General features: G+C 70.8%; 18 protein-coding genes. 12 read left to right on the forward strand and 6 right to left on the reverse strand.

Translation table 11 applies throughout. From position 1 onward, the window contains the following. Positions 1–135: 135 nt before the first annotated feature. Together ACFWX1_RS44685 and ACFWX1_RS44690 are read right to left on the reverse strand one after the other, a co-directional pair. Positions 136–999, reverse strand: coding sequence for a siderophore-interacting protein (locus tag ACFWX1_RS44685; RefSeq protein WP_378396005.1), 864 nt, complete (start codon positions 997–999; stop codon positions 136–138). Between the two features lie 26 nt (positions 1,000–1,025). Further along, positions 1,026–1,349: an MGMT family protein gene (locus tag ACFWX1_RS44690; RefSeq protein WP_378396006.1), complete on the reverse strand. Its 324-nt coding sequence runs from the start codon at positions 1,347–1,349 to the stop codon at positions 1,026–1,028. A gap of 73 nt (positions 1,350–1,422) precedes the next feature. Here ACFWX1_RS44690 and ACFWX1_RS44695 point away from each other — a divergent pair, with 73 nt between their 5' ends. Together ACFWX1_RS44695 and ACFWX1_RS44700 are read left to right on the forward strand one after the other, a co-directional pair. Next, complete coding sequence (locus tag ACFWX1_RS44695; RefSeq protein WP_378396007.1) at positions 1,423–4,641, forward strand: ATP-dependent helicase; 3,219 nt, start codon at positions 1,423–1,425, stop codon at positions 4,639–4,641. Beyond that, positions 4,638–7,973, forward strand: a complete 3,336-nt coding sequence (locus tag ACFWX1_RS44700) for an ATP-dependent helicase (protein ID WP_378396008.1) — start codon at positions 4,638–4,640, stop codon at positions 7,971–7,973. Before ACFWX1_RS44695 ends, ACFWX1_RS44700 begins: the two co-directional genes overlap by 4 nt. Positions 7,974–8,120: 147 nt before the next feature. Here the strand turns inward: ACFWX1_RS44700 and ACFWX1_RS44705 are convergent, their stop codons facing one another. Further along, entirely contained in the window at positions 8,121–8,507 is a 387-nt protein-coding gene (locus ACFWX1_RS44705; protein ID WP_378396009.1) for a hypothetical protein, read from the reverse strand. A 92-nt stretch (positions 8,508–8,599) separates the two neighbouring features. Here ACFWX1_RS44705 and ACFWX1_RS44710 point away from each other — a divergent pair, with 92 nt between their 5' ends. Then, positions 8,600–9,682, forward strand: a complete 1,083-nt coding sequence (locus ACFWX1_RS44710; RefSeq protein WP_378396010.1) for a potassium channel family protein — start codon at positions 8,600–8,602, stop codon at positions 9,680–9,682. Between the two features lie 61 nt (positions 9,683–9,743). Continuing rightward, complete coding sequence (locus ACFWX1_RS44715) at positions 9,744–10,202, forward strand: hypothetical protein (RefSeq protein WP_378396011.1); 459 nt, start codon at positions 9,744–9,746, stop codon at positions 10,200–10,202. On the opposite strand, the gene ACFWX1_RS44720 is transcribed toward ACFWX1_RS44715, so the two are convergent. Beyond that, entirely contained in the window at positions 10,195–11,283 is a 1,089-nt protein-coding gene (locus tag ACFWX1_RS44720; RefSeq protein WP_378396012.1) for a neutral zinc metallopeptidase, read from the reverse strand. The two genes, ACFWX1_RS44715 and ACFWX1_RS44720, sit on opposite strands and share 8 nt — an antisense overlap. 214 nt (positions 11,284–11,497) lie before the next feature. On the opposite strand from ACFWX1_RS44720, the gene ACFWX1_RS44725 reads away from it, so the two are divergent. Genes ACFWX1_RS44725 through ACFWX1_RS44740 form a run of 4 tightly spaced genes read left to right on the forward strand, consistent with a single transcriptional unit; the run spans position 11,498 to position 15,505 of the window. After that, entirely contained in the window at positions 11,498–12,763 is a 1,266-nt protein-coding gene (locus ACFWX1_RS44725; protein ID WP_378396013.1) for a hypothetical protein, read from the forward strand. Further along, positions 12,760–13,395: a DUF4129 domain-containing protein gene (locus tag ACFWX1_RS44730; protein WP_378396014.1), complete on the forward strand. Its 636-nt coding sequence runs from the start codon at positions 12,760–12,762 to the stop codon at positions 13,393–13,395. Before ACFWX1_RS44725 ends, ACFWX1_RS44730 begins: the two co-directional genes overlap by 4 nt. Further along, positions 13,392–14,531: a DUF4350 domain-containing protein gene (locus tag ACFWX1_RS44735; protein WP_378396015.1), complete on the forward strand. Its 1,140-nt coding sequence runs from the start codon at positions 13,392–13,394 to the stop codon at positions 14,529–14,531. The genes ACFWX1_RS44730 and ACFWX1_RS44735 overlap by 4 nt, the downstream gene beginning before the upstream one ends. Continuing rightward, positions 14,528–15,505: an AAA family ATPase gene (locus ACFWX1_RS44740; RefSeq protein ID WP_378396017.1), complete on the forward strand. Its 978-nt coding sequence runs from the start codon at positions 14,528–14,530 to the stop codon at positions 15,503–15,505. Before ACFWX1_RS44735 ends, ACFWX1_RS44740 begins: the two co-directional genes overlap by 4 nt. A gap of 8 nt (positions 15,506–15,513) precedes the next feature. Here ACFWX1_RS44740 and ACFWX1_RS44745 read toward each other — a convergent pair whose 3' ends face one another. Next, positions 15,514–15,873 (reverse strand): hypothetical protein, encoded by a 360-nt coding sequence (locus tag ACFWX1_RS44745; RefSeq protein ID WP_378396018.1) that lies wholly within the window; start codon positions 15,871–15,873, stop codon positions 15,514–15,516. 110 nt (positions 15,874–15,983) lie between these two features. On the opposite strand from ACFWX1_RS44745, the gene ACFWX1_RS44750 reads away from it, so the two are divergent. Then, complete coding sequence (locus tag ACFWX1_RS44750; protein ID WP_378396020.1) at positions 15,984–16,838, forward strand: helix-turn-helix domain-containing protein; 855 nt, start codon at positions 15,984–15,986, stop codon at positions 16,836–16,838. Next, positions 16,835–17,062 carry a DUF397 domain-containing protein gene (locus tag ACFWX1_RS44755; protein WP_378396021.1) on the forward strand — a complete coding sequence of 76 codons (228 nt, stop codon included), beginning with the start codon at positions 16,835–16,837 and terminating at the stop codon, positions 17,060–17,062. Before ACFWX1_RS44750 ends, ACFWX1_RS44755 begins: the two co-directional genes overlap by 4 nt. 118 nt (positions 17,063–17,180) lie before the next feature. On the opposite strand, the gene ACFWX1_RS44760 is transcribed toward ACFWX1_RS44755, so the two are convergent. Continuing rightward, positions 17,181–17,606: an Imm1 family immunity protein gene (locus ACFWX1_RS44760; protein WP_378396022.1), complete on the reverse strand. Its 426-nt coding sequence runs from the start codon at positions 17,604–17,606 to the stop codon at positions 17,181–17,183. 112 nt (positions 17,607–17,718) lie between these two features. Between ACFWX1_RS44760 and ACFWX1_RS44765 the strand changes: the two genes are divergently transcribed. Next, positions 17,719–19,005 carry a DUF58 domain-containing protein gene (locus ACFWX1_RS44765; protein WP_378396024.1) on the forward strand — a complete coding sequence of 429 codons (1,287 nt, stop codon included), beginning with the start codon at positions 17,719–17,721 and terminating at the stop codon, positions 19,003–19,005. Positions 19,006–19,089: 84 nt separating this feature from the next. Then, positions 19,090–19,866, forward strand: a complete 777-nt coding sequence (locus ACFWX1_RS44770; protein WP_378396025.1) for an RICIN domain-containing protein — start codon at positions 19,090–19,092, stop codon at positions 19,864–19,866. The last annotated feature ends 394 nt before the right edge of the window (positions 19,867–20,260 follow it).

A 20,260-nucleotide genomic window follows, 5' to 3' on the forward strand; every position in this document is an offset into this window, starting at 1 on the left:
GTCAAGGACTCCTTACGGGCATCGGATGCCCGCAAGGTGGCCTTGACGGCACGGCGAAGGAATGAACGGAAGATTCAGGACACCTTCAGGGCCCCTACCAAACAGCCTACGGGCGGAGGCCGACGGAAAACGGGATCAGTCGTCGTCGGCGGGAGTCTCGCCGGACTCGATCTTGCGGATGCTTTCGCGGCTCGCGGCTTCTTCGCTCACGCCGTGGCGCCAGTACCCGGTGAAGCAGATTGCGCGTTTGTCGACACCGCGTTCCTGCACGAGGTGTCGGCGGACGAGCTTCACCACGCCCGCTTCGCCCGACACCCACGCGTAAGGCGCGCCCCCGGGGAGGTCCGCGGTGCGGACGGCGTCGAGGAGCGCGTCACCGTGCGGGCGGGCGCCGCGCAGGATCCAGTGCAGCTCCACCGAGCCCCGGGTGTCGAAGGTCTGCCGCTCCCCGGCATCGCCGATCTCGACGTACACCGAGGCCCGCGTGGACGGCGAGAGGCCTTCCAGGATCGCGCCGATCGCGGGCAGCGCCGTCTCATCGCCGACGAGCAGCTGCCAGTCGGTGTCGTCGGGGACCTTGTACAGCCCGTGTGGCCCCACGAAGGCGACGCGATCACCGGGTGTCGCGCGGCCTGCCCACGCCGAGGCCGGGCCGTCGTCGCCGTGCAGCACGAAGTCCACGTCGATCTCGCACTGCTCGGGCCGGTGCGCGCGCACGGTGTAGGTCCGCATCGGCGGGCGTGTGTCGTCGGGCATCGCCAAGTACGTGCGGTACCACGACAACACCTCGTCGCCCGCCACCGGCGGTGGGAGCTGGGGCTCCTCCTGGCCTTCGAGCGGGAAGAACACCTTCACGTACTGATCCGGCGGACCGGCGGGCACCTCGCCGAACGACGACGCCGAGAACGTCACCCGGGTCATGTGCGGCGTGATCCGCTGGACCACCGTCACCCGTGCGTGGTGATAGGTCACGGACGGACGGTCAACCTTCGTGCTCATTAGGGCAGGCTAACCTAAAACAGCTCCTAGAAAAGCCCCTCCGGTTCGTGATCTTCGGCGCCTTCCGGGCGCCATCGGTATTTTCGCAGGTCAACGCGCTGGTCGTCGGGGAAGACGCCCTCCGCGCGCAATCGTTGCAACTGTTCGTCCAGCAGATGCGGCGCCGGCGTCCCGTTCGCACGCAGCACGCGGTGCCACGGCAGGTCGTGCCCGTCCTCGGCGAGGATCCGGCCGACCAGCCGGGGCGAGGGCGCACCGGCCAGCGCCGCGATGTCGCCGTAGGTGGCGACCGTGCCCGCCGGGACGTCCGCGATCACCGACCGCACCCGTTCGTGCAGTTCGTCGTCCATGCCGTGCACTTTGCCGCATGGGTACGACACTTCGGCGAGCCGGTGCGGGGGCACGGCCGCGTCGCGTGATTCCATGCCAGATGTGAACGCGCGGAGAACGGGTCAGGCGAGCGCGCGGCTGGTGCGCACGCCGGTCCCCGGCACGCCCACGTTCACCTGGGATTCCGGCGCCCGGCGAGTGTTGTCCGCGCCGCAGGGCTTCCTGCGCGTGCTCGGCGGCCCCGGCACCGGGAAGACAGCGCTGCTCGCCTCCGCAGCCGCCCGGCGCATCGCCGACGGCGCCGACCCGGAGAGCGTTCTGCTGCTCACCACGTCCCGTAAGGCCGCCGAGGCGCTGCGGGCCGACATCACGCGACGCCTGACGTCCGACCCCGAGCAGACTTCGCCCCTGCCGCGTACCGTCCGCGAACCCCTGGTGCGAACGGTCCATTCGTACGCTTACGCGCTCCTGCGCTTGGAGGCCGCCGCCGAGGAACTGCCCGCGCCACGCTTGCTCGCCGGTGCCGAGCAGGACGTCGTCGTGCGCGAACTGCTCGCCGGTGACCTCGAAGCGGGCGCGCCGGACTGGCCCGAACAGTTGCGGCCCGCGCTGCTCGTCCCCGGATTCGCCGAGGAACTGCGTGATCTGCTCTCGCGGGCCGCCGAGCGCGGCCTCGGCCCGGAGGACCTCGTCGAGCTGGGCCGTCGCCGTGATCGCGAGGAATGGGTCGCCGCGGGCAAGTTCTGGTCGCAGTACGAGGAAGTCACGATGCTCTCGGGCGCCGGGGGCAACGCGCTCGGCCGGGCGAGCGCGCCCGCGCTGGACGCCGCCGAGCTGGTCACGTCCGCGCTGCTGGCTCTGGAGGACGACGAGGAACTGCGCGCGCGGGAGCAGTCTCGCGTGCGGCATCTGTTCGTCGACGACGGCCACCACCTCGATCCGCTGCAGACCCAGCTGATCCGCGCGATCGGCCACGCGGCGGAGGAATTCGTCGTCGCGGGCGACCCCGACCAGTCCGTTTTTTCCTTCCGTGGCGCCGATCCTCGGCTGTTCGCCGACGCCGACCCCGACGGCGATCGCACGGTCACGCTCACCACGTCGCACCGGCTCGCGCCCGCGATCCGCACGGCCGTCACGAAACTCGCCGCGACGCTCCCCGGCGCTTCGCCGCATCGTAAGATCGTCTCCTCGCCTGACGCGCGCGGCGGGAAGGTCCGCGTCCGGCTGATGCCGACACCGGCGGCGGAGGCGAGCTGGATCGCCGATCAGCTGCGCCGCGCGCACCTCGTCGACGGCGTCCCGTGGTCGGAGATCGCGGTGCTGGTCCGCTCGCCCGCGCGGACTTTCCTTGTCCTGCAACGGGCTTTACGCGCCGCTGGGGTGCCGATCGGGTCGGCGACCGAGGAACTGCCGCTGGCCAGACAGCCCGCGGTCCGGCCGCTGCTGGCCGTGCTCCGGCTCGGCGCGGAACCCGAACTGCTCGACGTCGACCTTGCCGAGATGCTGCTGTCGTCCCCGCTCGGCGGCGCCGACCCGCTCGCGTTGCGGCGCCTTCGACGCGGCCTGCGGCGTCTGGAACTCGCGGGCGGTGGTCAGCGTTCCAGCGACGAACTGCTCGTGGAAGCCTTGCAGGGCGGGGACATTCTCGCCGGGCTGGCGGACGCCGAAGCGGGTCCGGTGCGCCGTGTCGGCAAGCTGCTGCACGTCACGCGCGAGGCCGTGCGGCGCGGTGAAGGCGTCGAGAACGTCTTATGGGAGCTGTGGCAGGCCAGCGGCCAGGAGGACCGGTTGCTGCGGCTGGTCGAACGCGGCGGTTCACTCGGTTCGCAGGCAGACCGGGATCTCGACGCGGTGGTCGCACTGTTCGACGCCGCCGGTCGCTATGTCGACAGGCTGCCGCGCGCGAGCGTCGCCGCGTTCGCGGACTACCTTGCCGCGCAGAACATCGGCGGCGACACCCTCGCCCCCGCCGCGATCCCGGCCGAGGGCGTCTCGCTGATGACAGCCCATGCAGCTGCGGGTCGCGAATGGACGGTCGTCGCCGTCGCTGGCGTTCAGGAAGGCGCATGGCCGGATCTGCGGCTGCGTGGTTCCGTTCTCGGCGTGGAAAAACTCGTCGACCTGCTGTCCGGAGTGGACGATGACAAGGTCTCCGCGACGGCGCCGATCCTCGCCGAGGAACGGCGGCTGTTCTACCTCGCGGCCGGGCGCGCGCGGCAGACGCTGCTGGTCACCGCCGTCGCGGGCGAGGACGAGCAGCCGTCGCGATTCCTCGACGATCTGGAGGAGAACGGCGCCGAGGACGGGGCGCTGGACTCGCGCATGAAGCCGCCGGGACGTTCGCTCGTACTCGCCGAACTCGTCGGCGAGCTGCGAGAGGTCGTCTGCGACGACAAGAGCGATCCCGAACGCCGGCAGCGCGCGGCCACCCAGCTGGCCCGGCTGGCGAAGGCCGGGGTGCCCGGCGCGCATCCGGACACCTGGTACGGGCTGCTCGAACCGTCCACTGAGGACCCCGTGCACAAACCCGGTGACCTGATCAGGGTTTCCCCGTCCACAGTGGAGATTCTGGTCAAATGCCCGTTGCGCTGGCTCATCGAGCGGCACGGCGGCAGTGATCCGGCGCAGCTCGCCGCGGTCACCGGGACGCTGGTGCACGGCCTCGCGCAGGCCGTCGCCGGTGGCAGCACGGAGGAACAGCTGCAGGCCGCGCTGGACGACGCCTGGGCACGGGTCGACGCCGGCGCGCCGTGGTTCTCCCGCCGGGAACGCAACCGCGTCGAGCAGATGTTGCGGAACTTCGTGTCCTGGCTGGAACAAAGCCGCCGCGAGCTGATCGAGGCAGGCGTCGAACAGGACATCGAGGTCGAGCTGCCGATGGGCGACGACGAGGTCCGCGTCATGCTCCGCGGCCGTGTCGACCGCGTCGAGCTGGACAAGGACGGCCGCCCGGTCATCGTGGACATCAAGACCGGCAAGGTCCCGGTGTCCGGCGCCGACGCCGAGGCACACCCGCAGCTGGCCGCGTACCAGCTGGCCGTGTTGCTCGGTGCGATCGGGGGCAAGGACACCCCGGGCGGCGCGCGGCTGGTGTACGTCGCGAAGTCGAACAACAAAACCGGGGCCACGCAACGGGATCAGGCGCCGCTCGACGAAGAGGGTGGCAAGCAGTGGCTGGAACTGGTCCGTGACGCGGCGGCCGCGGCGGTCGGCCCGGACTACCAGGCCAACGAGAACCCCGACTGCGATCGCTGCCCGGCCCGCGGTTGCTGCCCGCTGCGCCCGGAGGGCAGGCAGGTGACCGGCCCGTGAGCCCGTTGCTCATCGCGAATCCGGTCGAACCGGCCGAAATCGCCGACGCGCTCGGCCTGCACCGCCCGACCCCGGAACAGGCCACCGTGATCGCCGCGCCGGTCGAGCCCTCGCTCGTCGTCGCCGGGGCGGGCGCGGGCAAGACCGAGACGATGGCCGCGCGCGTCGTCTGGCTGGTCGCCAACGGAATCGTGACCCCGGAACGGGTTCTGGGCCTGACGTTCACCCGCAAGGCCGCGCGTCAGCTCGGCGAGCGCGTCCGCGCGCGGTTGCGGCGGCTGGCCGGGTCCGGCCTGCTGGACCGGCTCGACCCCAGTGGCAGCCTGCGCGCCACCGTGCTCGCCGGGGAGCCGACCGTCCTGACCTACCACGCCTACGCGGGCCGTCTGCTGTCGGAACACGGGTTGCGGCTTCCGGTGCAGCCCGGCGTTCGGCTGCTGTCGGAGACGTCCTCGTGGCAGATCGCGCACCGCGTGGTGTCCACTTGGGACAATGACCTCGACACCGACCGCGTGCCGTCCACGGTGACCGCGCAACTGCTGGCGCTGGCGGGCGAACTCGGCGAGCACATGGTGTCCACCGAGCGGCTCGCGCAGTACACGTCGTGGCTGTGCGATGTCATCGAGAACGCCCCGAGAGCAAAGGGACAGCGGGCCGCGCTGCCGGTCAAGCTCACCGAAATCATGGCGGCGCAACGGTTCCGGCTCGCGCTGCTGCCGCTGGTCGAGGAATACCACCGGCGCAAACGGGCCGAGGGCGCACTCGACTTCGCCGACCAGATGTCCCTGGCCGCGCAGCTCGCCGGCGGTTATCCGGCCGTGGTCGCGGGCGAACGGGAACGCTACGGCGCGGTGTTGCTCGACGAGTACCAGGACACCGGGCACGCGCAGCGCGTGCTGCTGCGCGCGTTGTTCGGCGGCGTCGAGCATCCGCCGATGCCGGTGACCGCAGTCGGCGACCCGGCGCAGGCGATCTACGGCTGGCGGGGCGCGAGCGCGGCGAACCTGCCGCGCTTCACCACGGACTTCCCGCGCCACGACGGCGAACGTCTCGTGCCCGCGCACGATTTCGGGCTGTTGACCAGTTTCCGCAATCCGGCCGAGATCCTCGACCTCGCCAACGCGATCTCCGAACCGCTGCGGGCCCGCGGTCTCGGCGTCGAGCGGCTGCGTGCGCGTGACGGCGCGGGACCCGCGGACATCGCCTGCGCGCTGCTGCCGGACATCCGCGCCGAACGAGAGTGGGTGGCCGACGCGCTCGCGCGGCGCTGGTTCGCCGAGAAGGAGGAGACCGGGAAGCCGCCGACCGCGGCCGTGCTGGTGCGGCGCCGCGCCGACATGGCGCCGATCGCGGCCGAACTGCGGGCCCGCGGGCTGCCGGTGGAGGTCGTCGGGCTCGGTGGGCTGCTCGACGAGCCCGAGGTCGCCGACCTGGTCAGCACCTTGCGGGTGCTGGCCGATCCGCTGGCCGGGAGCGCGGCGGCGCGGCTGCTGACCGGCGCGCGCTGGCGACTGGCGGCGGCCGACCTCGCGGCGTTGTGGCGGCGGGCAGGGGAGCTTTCCTCGCCGGTTCCCGCCGCTGGAAAGGAATCCGACACTCCCGAGCTGGTCACCGAGCGCGCCGAGCAGGCGGGACTGATCGACGCGATCGACGATCCCGGTGTGGAGGAACGGTATTCGCCCGACGGCTACCGGCGCATCCTGCGGGTCGGCCGGGAGCTGACGGCGTTGCGGCGCAGGCTCGACCAGTCGCTGCCCGAACTGGTCGCCGACGTCGAGCGGACGATGCTGCTCGACGTCGAATCCTTGGCACGTCCGGGATCCGCCGGGCGGGCGCATCTGGACGCGTTCGCCGAGGTCGTCACCGACTACGCCGAAACCGCGCCGACGGCGACCCTGTTGTCCTTTGTGGACTATCTGAACACGGCCGCGCACGCCGAGGACGGCCTGACGCCCGGCGAGGTCGAGGTCGTCCCGGACCGGGTCCAGGTGCTCACCGTGCATTCGTCCAAGGGGCTGGAATGGCGCGTCGTCGCGGTCCCGCATCTGGTGCAGGAGGTGTTCCCCGGCAAGCGGAGGTCGTCGTCGTGGCTGCGGACGTCGACGGCGCTGCCCGCCGCGTTACGGGGTGACTCGGAGGACCTGCCGGAGCTGCGGGTCGCCGAGGGGTACGACCGCAAGGAAGTGCAGGAAGGCCTCGAACTGCACGAGGAAGGCTTCGCGGCGAAGGAAGCGGACGAGGAGCGGCGGCTGTGTTACGTCGCGCTCACGCGGTCCGAGCACGCGCTGATCGTCTCCGGGCACTGGTGGAACGAGAGCAGTACGCGTCCGAAGGGGCCTTCGGAGTTCCTGACCGAGATCGCGGATGTCCTGCGCTCGGAGGAAGTCGGCCATCTCGGTGTCTGGGCGGATCAGCCGGACGGGGACGACGAGAACCCGCTGGTGTCCGACTCCCGGACGGCGCGGTGGCCGGTGGATCCGCTGGGCGACCGGCGGACCGGCGTGGCGAGCGGCGTCGACCTGGTGCGCGCGGCCATGGAGTCCGTTGTGGAGGAACCGCCTTCCGAAGCGGACAAGGAATCCGAGGAGTCCACAGAGTCCACTGAGGACACGGAGAGCATCGGGGACGCTGAGGACGATCAGGACACTGTGGACGATCCGGACGGCTGGATCGCCGACACCGACGTCCTGCTCGCCGAGTACGCGCGGACCAAGGACCGGGTCCAGCGGGTCGCGCTGCCTTCGCATCTTTCGGTGAGCCAGCTGGTCGCGCTCGCCGACGACGCCGAGTTGCTCGCGCAGCGGCTGCGTCGTCCGCTTCCAGTGCGTCCCAACACCTTCGCACGCCGCGGCACCGCGTTCCACGGCTGGCTGGAGCAGCGCTTTTCCGGCGAACAGCTGTGGGAGATCGACGACCTGCCCGGCGCGGCCGATGTCGGGGAGGCGCCGGACACGGAGCTGGAGGCGTTGCAGGCGGCGTTCGAGAAGAGCGAGTGGTCCCGGCGGGTGCCGCACGCGGTGGAGGTCCCGTTCTCCGCCGAGGTCGAAGGAATCACCGTGCGGGGCCGGATGGACGCCGTGTTCGCCGATCCGGACGGCGGCTGGACGGTGCTCGACTGGAAGACCGGCGCCGTGCCGGGCGAGGACCGGATGCCCGCGCTGGCCGTTCAGCTCGCCGCGTACCGGCTGGCCTGGGCCGCGCTGAACAAGATCCCGGTCGACCGCGTCCGCGCGGCCTTCCACTACGTCCGGCACGACCACACCGTCCGCCCCGCCGATCTCCTCGACGCCGACGGCCTCCGAGACCTCCTCCGCACCATCCCCGAGTCGTGATCCACCGGCGACCTCACGTGATCCACCGGCGATCTCGCGTGCTTGAACGGAGATCTCACGTGATTGGCCGAGGACCCCGCCCGATCACGCGAGATCTCCGTCTGATCACGTGAGACCTCCGGCGGGGCACGCGGGATCTCTGGCGGATCACGCGCGGTCGCGGACCTTCAGGGCCCAGGTGACCAGGGGGAGCTGGAGGGGGAGGCGGAGCCAGGCGGCGACGCGGAAGGGAAGCGGGGCGCGGCGGCGTTCGGCGTCGAGGGCCATCTTGACGTTGCCGGGCAGGATGCCGAGGAACAACAGTGCGGCGGCGAGACCGCCGAGGCGGCGGGTACGCGGGACCGCGACGGCGGCACCGACCGCGATCTCGGCGACGCCGGAGCCGTAGGTCCAGGCACGGGCGCTGCCGGGCAGTTGCTTCGGGATCAGCCCGTCGTACGGCTTGGGCATGACGAAGTGCAGGATCCCGCCGGTCACGAGCAGTCCCGCGAGCAGCTTTGCCGGTCGCTGGGAATGCTGAGAATTCGCTGGCATGCCGAACACTCTGACATGCGGCAAGACGGGCTGCTCTCCGTTAGTCTCGCCGGTGTGAGTGACGCCGCACACCGTCCGCGCGGAGCCGGTGCATGAAGGGCCTGAAGCGTTTGCAGCTGAGCGGCCTGCTCAGCGACCGTCCCGACCACGAGCTGGTCGGCGTGATCCGGATGCCGGAACTGACGGTCAGCCCGATGCGTTCGATCGTCAAACGCATCATCGGCGCGATGCTCGCCCTGCTGGCGACCGTGCTGATCGTCTACCTCGACCGCGACGGCTACCGGGACGCGAACGGCGACGGACTGTCCCTGTTGGACAGCCTGTACTACGCGACCGTCTCGCTCTCGACCACCGGCTACGGCGACATCGCCCCCGTGACGTCGTCGGCGCGGCTGGTGAACGTCCTGGTGATCACGCCGTTGCGGGTGCTCTTCCTCATCGTCCTGGTCGGGACGACACTGGAAGTGCTCACCGAACGCTCCCGGCAGGCTTTCAAGATCCAGAAGTGGAGGACGAAGGTGCGGGATCACACCGTCGTCGTCGGGTTCGGCACGAAGGGCCGGTCGGCGGTCAAATCGCTGCTCGGGGACGAGGACCTCGCGGCGCACCAGATCGTCGTCGTCGACACCGACCAGCAGGCGCTGGACGCCGCCGGCGCGCTCGGCCTGGTCACCGTGCACGGTTCGGCGACCCGCTCGGACGTGCTGCGGGTGGCCGGGGTGCAGCACGCGAGGGCCGTCGTGGTGGCCCCGAACCGGGACGACACCGCCGTGCTGGTGACGCTCACCGCGCGCGAGCTGGCGCCGAAGGCCCACATCGTGGCGTCGGTGCGGGAGGCGGAGAACGTCCACCTGCTCAAGCAGTCCGGGGCCAACCAGGTCGTGGTGTCGAGCGAGACCGCGGGCAGGCTGCTCGGGATGGCGACCTCGACGCCGCAGGTGGTGGACATGGTCGAGGACCTGCTGACCCCGGAGTCGGGGCTGGCGATCGCGGAACGCGCGGTCGAGCCGTCGGAGGAGGGCGGCTCGCCGCGGCATCTGCCGGACATCGTGCTGGGCGTGGTCCGCGACGGCACGCTGTACCGGGTGGACGCCCCGCAGGCGGACGCGATCGAGCCGGGTGACCGCCTGCTGTATGTGAAAAAGGTGACGTCCGCGGAGAAGATCGAGCGCTGAGGCGGGTGAGCCGCCGACGCCGCGGTGGGTTTCGCCGCCGGGATCTGGAACCATGGGCGGCGTGCGTCCGGACCCTGTCAGACAGCCCGCCCTGCGGTGGACCTCGGTGGCGATACCCGCCGTCGTCGGCGCCGTGGTCGTTTTTCTCGCCTGGTTCAGCGGGCCGGGGCTGTTCGGGATCGACACGGCCGACACCGGGACCTCGGTGCAGGCGGAGATCGTCAAGCCCACCACGTGCACGATGCCCGATCCGGTGGAGACCGTCCGGTTCTCCTTCGAGGGCAAGAACCGTGAGGGCACGCTGAGCGGCTGCGGCCACGGTCCCGGCGAGCGTGTCGAGGTCAGCGTGCCCAGCGGCGCGGCGGCCGAAGGCACCCTCGCGGTGCGCGCGGCGAAGACGTCACAGGGGTCGAGCGATCTGCGGATGCCGCTCGGGCTCGCGCTGCTGGTGTTCAGCTGTTTTGCCGGCGCGTATTACGTCTTCCTCTACGTGCGCGGCCCGCGCGTGGCGGTCAGCTGACCTCGGACGCCGGGGCGGCGAAGGTGTTGCAGTCGGTGATCCGGTTGTTGGTCGCGCCCGCCCGCCACCACGCCGCGTAATGTGCGTTGGTGCCGTGGTCGCGGCTGTGCGACGTGTTGTCACCGCGGGTTTCCTGGTCGTTCCACGCCTTGTTGTACATGTCGCGGGTGACCGTGCCGCCCTGGTCGACGTGGGCGCCGAGGAACATCCCGGAGAAGCACTGGGCCTGCAGTTCCTTGCGCCGTGACATCTCCAGCCCGGCCGGGCTGTTCTGTCCTGCCTCGTAGATCTTCTGCCACGCGGCGTCCATCAGCCCGGCGACCTCCTGGACGTGGTGGCCGTACTCGTGGGCGAACAGCGCGAGGTAGACGCCGGGGTTGTTGCCGTACTGATCGGTCTGCAGCCCGCGGAACGGCACGTACAGGTTGTTCTCGCAGTAGTAGGCGGCGGTGGCGATGCCGACCTGGATGGTGCCGCATTCGGTCTCGAAGCTGGCGCCGGTGGGGAAGTGCAGCGAAGGCGGGGTGAACGGCAGGTGGTAGGCCTGCAGGAACGGGCCCCACGCCGCGTTGAGGCAGTTGCTGGCGGCGGTGAAGAAGGCCTCCGCGCCGCTCTGGGTGCTCTGCCACGGCGGCAGGTCGCAGACGCGGTTCTGCAGGCCGGCGTTCTTGTCCAGCAGGATCGGGTGGTCGGCCAGCTTGAGGATCTTCTGCGGACCTTCGTTGCTGGGCGCCGACGACGACATCGAGGGCGGCGCGGTGGCGGTGGCCGACTGCGGTGACGACGCGCCCGCCGGGGGAAGTTCGCTGGGAGCCGAGGGGGAGGGCGTGTTCTGGTAGCCGGTGGACGCGACCGGGGTGTCGTTCTTGTTGAGCGCGACGATGGCGACCAGGCCGAGCACGAGGACGGCGACCGCGCCGAGGCAAATGCCGATGATCGCGCCGGGCGAGCGGCGCGGCGGGGGCGCGGGGTAGTGGTGGTGCTGGCCCGGGGGCCATGGCGCCGCCGGTGGCGGGCCCGGCACGGGCGGCGGCTGGACGGGGCCGCGCGGCGGCAGGTTGCCGTGGGGCGGTTGCGTCATCGATGCGGTCCCGGTTCTAGAGGTCACAGCGGTCGGAGCGGGCCGGTCGGGCCCAGTCCGCGTTCAGCATATCGGGGGAACGGGGTCGGTCCCCAGCAATCGTCTCCTCCCGCCCGCGCCGGTGCACGCCGGGCACGGACGTCCCCCCAGCTCTGGCCCGGTTTGCGGGGCTCTGGAAGAGTGTTGTCAACCGATGTCGGAGACGAGGGGCGCGATGACGCAGACCGGAGGCTCGCCAGAGCCGGAAGGGGCCGAAACACCCAAGCAGGGCATCCCCGCGCAGCCGGAGGCCGCGACGCCGGAGTCTTCCGCGCCGGAGGGGACGCCGGTGCCGGGTGCCGGGCCGCCGCCGGGGCCGCCGCAGACGGAGTGGCAGGCGCCGGGCGGGACGCCGGGGCAGCCCGCCGCGTCCACACGGGAATCGCCGGAGTCTCCCGCGCCGGGCACGACGTCCGGGCCGGAGGGCACGTCGGCGCCGGGCGCTGGACCGCCGCCGGGGCCGCCGCAGACGCAGTGGCAGGCGCCGGGCGGACCGCCGCCCCCGCAGCCACCGCCGGGCTACCCCGGCTATCCGCAGCAGGCACAGTGGAATCCGCACGGGCTGGGCAAACCGGGCGTGATCGCGCTGCGGCCGCTGAACCTGGGCGACATCCTCGACGGCTCGATCACGACCATCCGCCGCTATCCGTTGATGATCCTGGGGATCTCGGCGGTGGTCGCGGTGATCACGTCCGCGCTGCAGCTGCTGGTGTCGTCGCTGGTGCTGCCGGACCTCGAACAGGTCGCCAGGCTGGGGCCGGGCGCGACCGAGCAGGAACTGCGGAACGCCGCGTTCGGCCTGCTCGGCGACGCGCTGCTCACGCTGCTGCCGACGCTCGTGATCACCCTGCTCGGGCACACGTTCCTCAGTGGATTCCTCACCGAGGTGGCGGGTAAGGCGGTACTGGGACGCCCGGTCGACTTCAAGACGTCGATGCGGGCGGTCGCGCCGCGCTTGCTGCCGTTGCTGGGCCTGACAGTGCTGTACACGCTGGCGACGATCGTCGCCGCGGCCTTCTGCCTGCTGCCCGCGGTGATCCCGTACATCTTCTGGGCGCTGGCGAGCCCGGCGCTGATTCTGGAACGCGGCACCGTGCGGCAGGCGTTCTCGCGGTCGGTGAAGCTGGTGTCGGGCTCGTTCTGGCGGGTGCTCGGCATCCTGCTGCTCGCGGCGCTGATCGGCTGGATGATCAGCTCGATCATCCAGGTGCCGTTCAACATCGGGTCCGGGGTGTTCTCGCAGCTGACGAACCCGGGCAAGGTCGTGGTGCCGAGCACCGGCGATCTGCTGCTGTCCTCGGTCGGTTCGGTGATCGTGCAGACCGTGGTCGCGCCGTTCACCTCGCTGGTCACCGTGCTCGTCTACATCGACCAGCGGATGCGCCGGGAGGGGATGGACATCGAGCTGGCCCGCGCGGCCGGGATGACGCCGCCGCGGTGATCGGCCCGTTCGCCGCCGACGTCCCGGGGGACATCGACCGGGACACCGCGCGGCTGCGCGCGATCGAGGAGCTGCGTGATCCGGGGTACGCGGCGGCGCGGCCCGGGTTGTTGCAGCAGGCGGCGAACTGGATCGGCGCGCGGATCGAGGAATTCCTGGAGACGGTGTCCCAGGTGGTGCCCGGCGGGATCTTCGGGCTGCTGCTGATCGTGGTGCTGCTCATCGTGCTCGCGGTGGTGATCCGGCTGCGGGTGGGCAAGGTGGCTCGCGCGTCGCGGGCGTCGCAGCCGGTGTTCCATGGCGCGCGGCGGAATGCCGCCGACCACCGGCGTGCCTCCGCCGAGGCCGCCGCGCGCGGGGACTTCGCCGACGCCGTGCGGGAGCGATTCCGTGCCGTGGTGCGGGATCTGGAGGAACGCGCGGTGCTCGACGTCCGGTCGGGACGGACCGCGGACGAAGCCGCCGCCGAGGCGGGCGCGGTGCTGCGGGAGCTGGCCGGGGCGTTACGGGACGGCGCGCGGCGCTTCGACGACGTCCACTACGGCGGGCGTCCCGGCACCGAGGACTCCTATCGCTTTCTGTCCGATTTGGACGATCGGTGCCGGAAGGCCCGTCCGGTGGCGATTTCGTGAGTACTTCGGTTTCGCCGGATCTGCGCCGGATCTGGCGTGGGGCGCGAGTCCCGCTGGCCTTGCTGCTGCTGGTTTTCGTGACCGGGCTGGTGCTCCTGCTGAGCAGGGGCGATCAGACGACCGGTGCGCTCGAGCCCGGTTCGTACCAGCCGGAAGGCAGCCGCGCGCTGGCGAAGCTGCTCGGGTCCGAGAGGGTGGACGTCCGCGCGGTGCACACGCTCGCCGACGCCTCCGGTGCGCTCGAAAACGCGACCTTGCTGGTCACCCAGCCGGATCTGGTGCCGCCAGGGGAACTCGCCGAACTCCGGAAGCGGTCCGCTCACGTGGTGCTCGTGGCGCCCGGCCCGGAAGTCCTCAAAGGACTGTTGCCGGGCGTCCAGGCCATCGGCGATGGCGAGGTCCGCACGCTCGCACCGGCCTGCACGGTCGGCGCCGCGGTCGCGGCCGGGGACGCCACGATGGGCGGAATCCGTTATCACGCAACGGATCCTGGTGCACGGTTGTGCTATCGGGATGGTGGCGGGGCCGCGCTGGTGCAGGTGGGCGACGGGCACGGGACGGTGACGGTGCTGGGCACGCCGGCGCCGTTGACGAACGACCGGATCGCCGATCAGGGCAACGCGGCGCTGGCGATGCGCTTGCTGGGACAGCATCCGCGGGTGGTCTGGTATCTGCCTTCGGCGGACGACCCGGCACTCGCCGGTGGCAAGAAGTCGATCACGGACCTGATTCCCGCAGGCTGGCGGTTCGGTGCGCTGCAGGCCGGGATCGCGGTGGTACTGCTGGCTTTGTGGCGGGCGCGGCGGTTGGGGCCGGTGGTGACGGAGCCGTTGCCGGTGGTCGTGCGGGCGGCGGAGGCCGCGGAGGGCCGGGCGCGGCTGTACCGGCGGGGCCGGGCGGCCGGGCACGCGGCGGAGACATTGCGGGAGGCGTCGCGGTCGCGGCTGCGTTCCGTGCTGGGGTTGCCGCCGGACGCCGGTCCGGCGGCGGTGGTCGAAACGGTGAGTGCGCGCAGCGGGCGGAGCGGCGCCGAGGTCGGGGCGGTGCTCTACGGGCCGCCGCCCGCGGACGATCCCGCGCTGGTGCGGCTGGCGGACGAACTGGACAAGCTCGAGAGTGAAGTGGAGCGGTTGTGAGCGGTACGGAAACGCAGATCGGGCCGGTCGAGGCGCGTAACGCGCTGATCGCGTTGCGCGCCGAGGTCGGCAAGGCCGTGGTGGGCAACGACGCGGCGGTCACCGGGCTGATCCTCGCGCTGCTGTGCCGGGGGCACGTGCTGCTCGAAGGCGTTCCCGGCGTGGCGAAGACGTTGCTGGTGCGGGCCTTGGCGGCGGCGCTGGACCTGGGGACGACGCGGGTGCAGTTCACGCCTGACCTGATGCCCGGCGACGTCACCGGGTCCATTGTGTACGACGCGCACAGCGGCGAGTTCTCCTTCCGTGAAGGCCCGGTGTTCACGAATCTGCTGCTGGCGGACGAGATCAACCGGACGCCGCCGAAGACGCAGTCGTCGCTGCTGGAGGCGATGGAGGAGCGGCAGGTCTCGATCGACGGGCGCTCGCGGCCGCTGCCGGACCCGTTCATCGTGATCGCGACGCAGAACCCGGTGGAATACGAGGGGACGTATCCGCTGCCGGAGGCGCAGCTGGACCGGTTCCTGCTGAAGCTGACGATGCCGGCGCCGGGGCGGGACGACGAGATCGGGATCCTGCTGCGGCACGCGCAGGGCTTCGATCCGCGGGATCTGGCGGCGGCCGGGGTGCGTCCGGTGGCGGGTGCTTCGGAGCTGGCTGCCGCCCGGCGCGCGGTGGCGAACGTGACGGTGGGGCCCGAGGTCATCGGGTACGTCGTCGATCTCTGCCGGGCAACGCGGGAGATGCCCTCGGTGCGGCTCGGTGTTTCGCCGCGTGGTGCGACGGCGTTGCTCGCGGTGTCGCGGGCGTGGGCGTGGCTGGCCGGCCGGGACTACGCGACGCCGGACGACGTGAAAGCGTTGGCGCGTCCGGCTTTGCGGCATCGGCTCGACGTGCGGCCGGAGGCGGAACTGGAGGGCGTGACCGCCGACGGCGTGCTGGACCGGGTGCTCGCTTCGGTCGCCGTGCCGCGCTGAGGTCCCGCTCAGTCCAGTTCCGGCGCGGGGCGGGCGGCGGCCGGGTCGACCCAGACCAGCCGGGCGCGGATGTGTGTGCCGAAGTTGAAGCTGGGCAGCGCTTTTCGCGGCTCGTCCAGCCCGATCCGCAGTGAGCGGTCCACGCTGACGACTTCGGCGTGCTCCTCGAAGGCCATGCCCCAGCCCGCGACCTTGGCGTCCACTCGGTCGCCGTACTCCTGGAAGATCGCGAACAGCCGGGGTGCGTTCTCGGCGGCGATGATGTCGAGCATCGACGCGAAGGTTTTCTTGTCGCACATGGGCTTCTTGCCGCTCGGATCGTTCACCAGCGCGTCGAGCGGATGGGAGTGCCGGTCGTGGGATAGCATCGCGTCTCCTGCGGTTCGTGGTCGAGTGACTACCGGATGTGTACATCGACTCTAAACCTAGATGCTAAATTTAGAGTATAATCAATTCGGGTGAACGAGAGGCTGGCACGATGACGTCGAGTCCCACGGTGTGGCTGCGCTGGCTTTCCCACGAGATGCTGCGGCTTCGCAAGGAAGCGGGCCTGGAGCGGGTCGACGTCGCGAAGGCGATCCGGTGCTCGCCGCAGAAGATCGGCCATCTGGAGACCGCCGTCGTCGCGCCGAAGGTCCGCGATCTCGAAGAGATCCTGCTGCCGATGTACCGGGTGCCGGAGGAACGCTGGCCGTTCTACCTCCAGGCAGCGAAGGACGCGCGCAAGAAGGGCTGGTGGGAAAGCCACGCCGACGCCCTACCAAGCTGGTTCTCGCTGTACGTCGGCCTGGAACAGGGCGCGTCGGAGATCTATGTCTGGGACCCGCAGCTGATCCACGGTTTGTTGCAGACCAAGGACTACGCGACGGCCGTGGCGCAGGGCGGCAACCCGGAGCTGCCTGATGCGGATGTTGAACAGGCCGTCGAGGTTCGCTTGGCGCGTCAGGGAATTCTCGACAGTAAGGATGCGCCGCGACTGTGGTTCGTCGTCAGTGAGGCCGCCTTACGTGCCAAATTCGGTGGGAAAGAGACCATGCGGGGACAGCTGGAACACCTGCACCGAATGGCTGCGCGACCGCGGATCACTGTGCAGGTTCTGCCGCAGGAGGTCGATGCGCACCCCGGAATCCGGGGGTCGTTCATCATCATGGGCTTCCCTACGGAAGGTGATCCGGGACTGGTGTACATCGAGTACCACACCGGGAGCGTCTATCTGGAGGAACCTCGGGAGGTCAAGGCACACCAGATAGACTTGGAACACCTGCGTGGCCTGGCGCTGAGCCCGGCTGCCTCACGGAAGCGAATCGCCGCAATAGCGGAGGAGTTGAGATGACCGAGCGTACTTGGAGCGACGTGGACCTGACCGGGGTCGCCTGGCGCAAGTCCAGCTTCAGTGCGGGCAACGGTGCGTGTGTCGAGGTCGCCCCCCTGCCCGACGGCCGGATCGCCATGCGCAACAGCAACCACCCGGGCTCCGGCGCGGTCTTCTTCACCCGCGCCGAAATGTCCGCCTACCTGAACGGCGTCAAATCCGGCGAATTCGACGACTTGACCTAACCGACCCTCCAAGCACGCGAGTCGTCCGTCTGGTCACGCGAGTTCTCCATCTGGTCACGCGAGTTCGCCGTTCACGCACGCGAACTCGCCGTTCCCGACCGGTCGAGCGAGGCCGCAGTCAGGAAGCGCCGTCGGCCTGCACGATGCTGGGCCGCTGCCCGGTGGCCAGGAACTCGTGCAGCCCACGGCGCACAGTGTCCAGCGGAACCTCGGTGCTGGCCGGAACCTGGCTGTGATTGCTCATGTAGATGTAGTCGACCAGGGTGTCCGGGTCGCCCTCGCCGTGGGTCGCGCCACCTTCCGTCCGGGAGATGTACCCGATGAAACCCTTGTCCTGGCCGAGGCCGACTTCGAGGACAGGCGAACGCTTTACCCCGGCGATGGCGACTTGAATCATCGGTGGGGCAACGTGCTCGGCCGTCTCCGCGAGAATGCGGTCGATCAACTCGTCCAGCTCGGCCGGGGTGCTGACGACGAGCGCCGGGTCACCAGGGCTGAAGTCGTTCTCCGGCTCCTGGTCGTACCAGACCTCTAGCGTGACCACGGGTTCATGCCTCCGGTGAACGTCTTGCGGTAGTTCGGTGCGGGGAGCGTCAGGGAGTATCCCGCAGGCAGGCCCGGGCGGCGGGACTGCCGCCCGGGCCTAGGCTCTGGTCATGGCGGTTTCCGGGAGGCTCGGCGCGCTGGCGTTGTTCGGGGCGCTGGCGGTCGGGTTGCTGCTGCCCTCGGGCACGGGTCTGCTCGTGGTGGGCGCGGTGCTGGTCGTGCTGGTGCTCGTCGATCTCGCGTTCGCGGGGAGTGTGCGGCGGCTGACGTTCACGCGGTCGGGGGACACTTCGGTGCGGCTCGGGGAACCGGCGTCGGTCGAGCTGCTGGTGGCGAATCCGGGACGTCGCCGGGTGCGCGGGCTGGTGCGCGACGCGTGGCCGCCGAGTGCCGGCGCCGAGGATCGGCATCGCCTTTCTCTTCCTGCTGGTGAGCGTCGAAGGCTGACGACGGCGTTGCGGCCGACGCGGCGGGGTGACCGGCAGGCATTCCGGGTCACGGTGCGGTCATACGGGCCGCTGGGGCTCGCGGCGCGGCAGGGTTCGCACGCGGTGCCATGGACGGTGCGGGTGCTGCCGCCGTTCGGCTCGCGCAAGCACCTGCCGTCGCGGCTGGCGCGGTTGCAGCAGCTGGACGGGCGCAACGCGGTGCTGGTGCGCGGTCAGGGCACGGAGTTCGATTCGCTGCGGGAGTACGTGATCGGCGACGACGTCCGCTCGATCGACTGGCGGGCGACGGCGCGTGCGGCCGACGTCATGGTGCGCACCTGGCGGCCCGAGCGGGACCGGCATGTGGTGCTGGTGCTGGACACCGGCCGGGTGTCGGCGGGCCGAGTCGGGGACGCGCCGCGGCTGGACGCGGCGATGGACGCCGCGTTGCTGCTGGCGGCGCTCGCGTCGCGGGCGGGGGACCGCGTCGATCTGCTGGCCTACGACCGGCGGGTACGGGCGGAGGTGCGGAGTTCGTCGTCGTTGCTGCCTTCGCTGGTGAACGCGATGGCGCCGCTGGAGCCGTCGCTGGTGGAGACGGACGCGCGGGGGATGCTGGCCGAGGTGCTGCTGCGGACGCGGCGGCGCGCGCTGGTGGTGCTGCTGACCGGGCTGGACGCGGCGCCGTTGGAGGAGGGCCTGTTCCCAGTGCTGAGTTCGCTGACCTCGCGGCATCAGCTGCTGATCGCGTCGGTTTCGGATCCGCGCGTGGCCGAGATGGCGCGGGGGCGTGGTGACGCCGAAGCGGTGTACGACGCTGCGGCGGCTTCGCGGGTTCTGGCCGAACGTCAGCAGGTCACGGCGAGGCTGGGGCGTCGCGGTGTCGATGTCGTGGACGCTGTCCCGGAAGAATTGCCGCCCGCGCTGGCGGATCGGTATCTGGCGTTGAAGGCGGCCGGGCGGTTGTAGGTCCCGCTCGATGGGGTGGATCTGCTGGTGTCGGCCGCGGGGCGCTGTTATGCCCGATGCAGGTGTTTCTGCGGAGGGAGTGCTGTGCGGCGGGTGCTGGCTCTGGTCGCTTTGTGGGTTTTCACGGTTCCGGCTGTTGCTTCGGCTGACGAGGGCGCGCCGGTGTATCTGGCCGATGGCGGCGGGACGTTGTCGCTCGCGGTCACGGACGGCAAGCCGCTGCTGGCCGACGCGAAGGCCGCGAACGCGAAATGGACCTATGACAAGGGAACGCAGCACTACAAGAGTGTCGCGAGTGGACAGTGCATGGCGGCGCAGAGCCCGGTGGACGGGGTCGCGGTGAAGGTCGCGGCGTGCGACGACAAGGATCGCCTGCAGCAGTGGCGCCGGATCGCGGGGACGCCGGGGCTGGTGGAGATCGCGAACGTGGCGTCCGGGCGGTGCCTGACCGCGGAGTCGGCGACGGCGGGGGCGCGGCTGTACCAGGAGGTCTGTTCGCTGACCGGACTGGCGAACCACTGGGCGGCCGGTGGGCGGACGCTGGGAATCCTCTCGGGGAACGGCCAGCGGCTGGCGTCGAAGACGCCGGGTGAACCGTTCGTGGTGCGGGTGATCGGTGAGAACGGCCAGCCCGCGGCCGGGGTGCCGGTGAACTTCTACGTGCGGGCGGCGCGGCCGAAGAACGTCCTCGTCTTCGAGGGCGGCGGGGAAACGGCCTCGGCCAAGACGGGCGCGGACGGCTCGGCGTCTTCCCCGAAGGTGCTCCTGACCGAGCCCGGCGAGTTCGAGATCCGCTTCACCGGCTCGGCGAGTCTCGAAGACGGCAACACCATCACCTTCGACGGCAGCTGCCTCTGCTGACGCTTTCTGTCGGCCCCCTCCCGTACTGTGTTTGGGTAGGGGGCCTCAGGCCGTCCTGAATCTTCCGTTCATTCCTTCGCGGTGCTCTGAAGGCCACCTTGAGAGCGTCAGACGCCCTCAAGGTGGCCTTCAGAGCATGCGATGGTGGGGGCTGCGGCACGGGTGGGGTTGCGGTGTGGCTCGGGTGGCTTGCGGGAGGTGCCGAGGGACGCCCTTGGTGCGTTCGACGCACTGAAGGCGTCCCTCGGTGCGGCGAACGCACTGAAGGCGTCCCTCGGTGCGGGCGGGTCCGCTGAGGTGTCCTGCTGCGCTGGCTGGTGGTCCGTGGGGGGCGGGGGGGGGGGGGTGGAGCAGTACCTCGCGCGCGCCCCCCCGCACCCCCGCCCAGCCGCGC

It is taken from the genome of Amycolatopsis sp. NPDC059021 (genome assembly GCF_042739895.1).
Classification (GTDB): domain Bacteria; phylum Actinomycetota; class Actinomycetes; order Mycobacteriales; family Pseudonocardiaceae; genus Amycolatopsis.

Excerpts from the sequence above, each read along its gene's own strand:
- ACFWX1_RS44685 (WP_378396005.1), bottom strand. The coding sequence starts at position 999 with ATGAGCACGAAGGTTGACCGTCCGTCCGTGACCTATCACCACGCACGG.
- ACFWX1_RS44690 (WP_378396006.1), bottom strand. The coding sequence starts at position 1,349 with ATGGACGACGAACTGCACGAACGGGTGCGGTCGGTGATCGCGGACGTC.
- ACFWX1_RS44695 (WP_378396007.1), top strand. The coding sequence starts at position 1,423 with ATGCCAGATGTGAACGCGCGGAGAACGGGTCAGGCGAGCGCGCGGCTG.
- ACFWX1_RS44705 (WP_378396009.1), bottom strand. The coding sequence starts at position 8,507 with ATGCCAGCGAATTCTCAGCATTCCCAGCGACCGGCAAAGCTGCTCGCG.
- ACFWX1_RS44710 (WP_378396010.1), top strand. The coding sequence starts at position 8,600 with ATGAAGGGCCTGAAGCGTTTGCAGCTGAGCGGCCTGCTCAGCGACCGT.
- ACFWX1_RS44720 (WP_378396012.1), bottom strand. The coding sequence starts at position 11,283 with ATGACGCAACCGCCCCACGGCAACCTGCCGCCGCGCGGCCCCGTCCAG.
- ACFWX1_RS44725 (WP_378396013.1), top strand. The coding sequence starts at position 11,498 with ATGACGCAGACCGGAGGCTCGCCAGAGCCGGAAGGGGCCGAAACACCC.
- ACFWX1_RS44745 (WP_378396018.1), bottom strand. The coding sequence starts at position 15,873 with ATGCTATCCCACGACCGGCACTCCCATCCGCTCGACGCGCTGGTGAAC.
- ACFWX1_RS44750 (WP_378396020.1), top strand. The coding sequence starts at position 15,984 with ATGACGTCGAGTCCCACGGTGTGGCTGCGCTGGCTTTCCCACGAGATG.
- ACFWX1_RS44755 (WP_378396021.1), top strand. The coding sequence starts at position 16,835 with ATGACCGAGCGTACTTGGAGCGACGTGGACCTGACCGGGGTCGCCTGG.
- ACFWX1_RS44765 (WP_378396024.1), top strand. The coding sequence starts at position 17,719 with ATGGCGGTTTCCGGGAGGCTCGGCGCGCTGGCGTTGTTCGGGGCGCTG.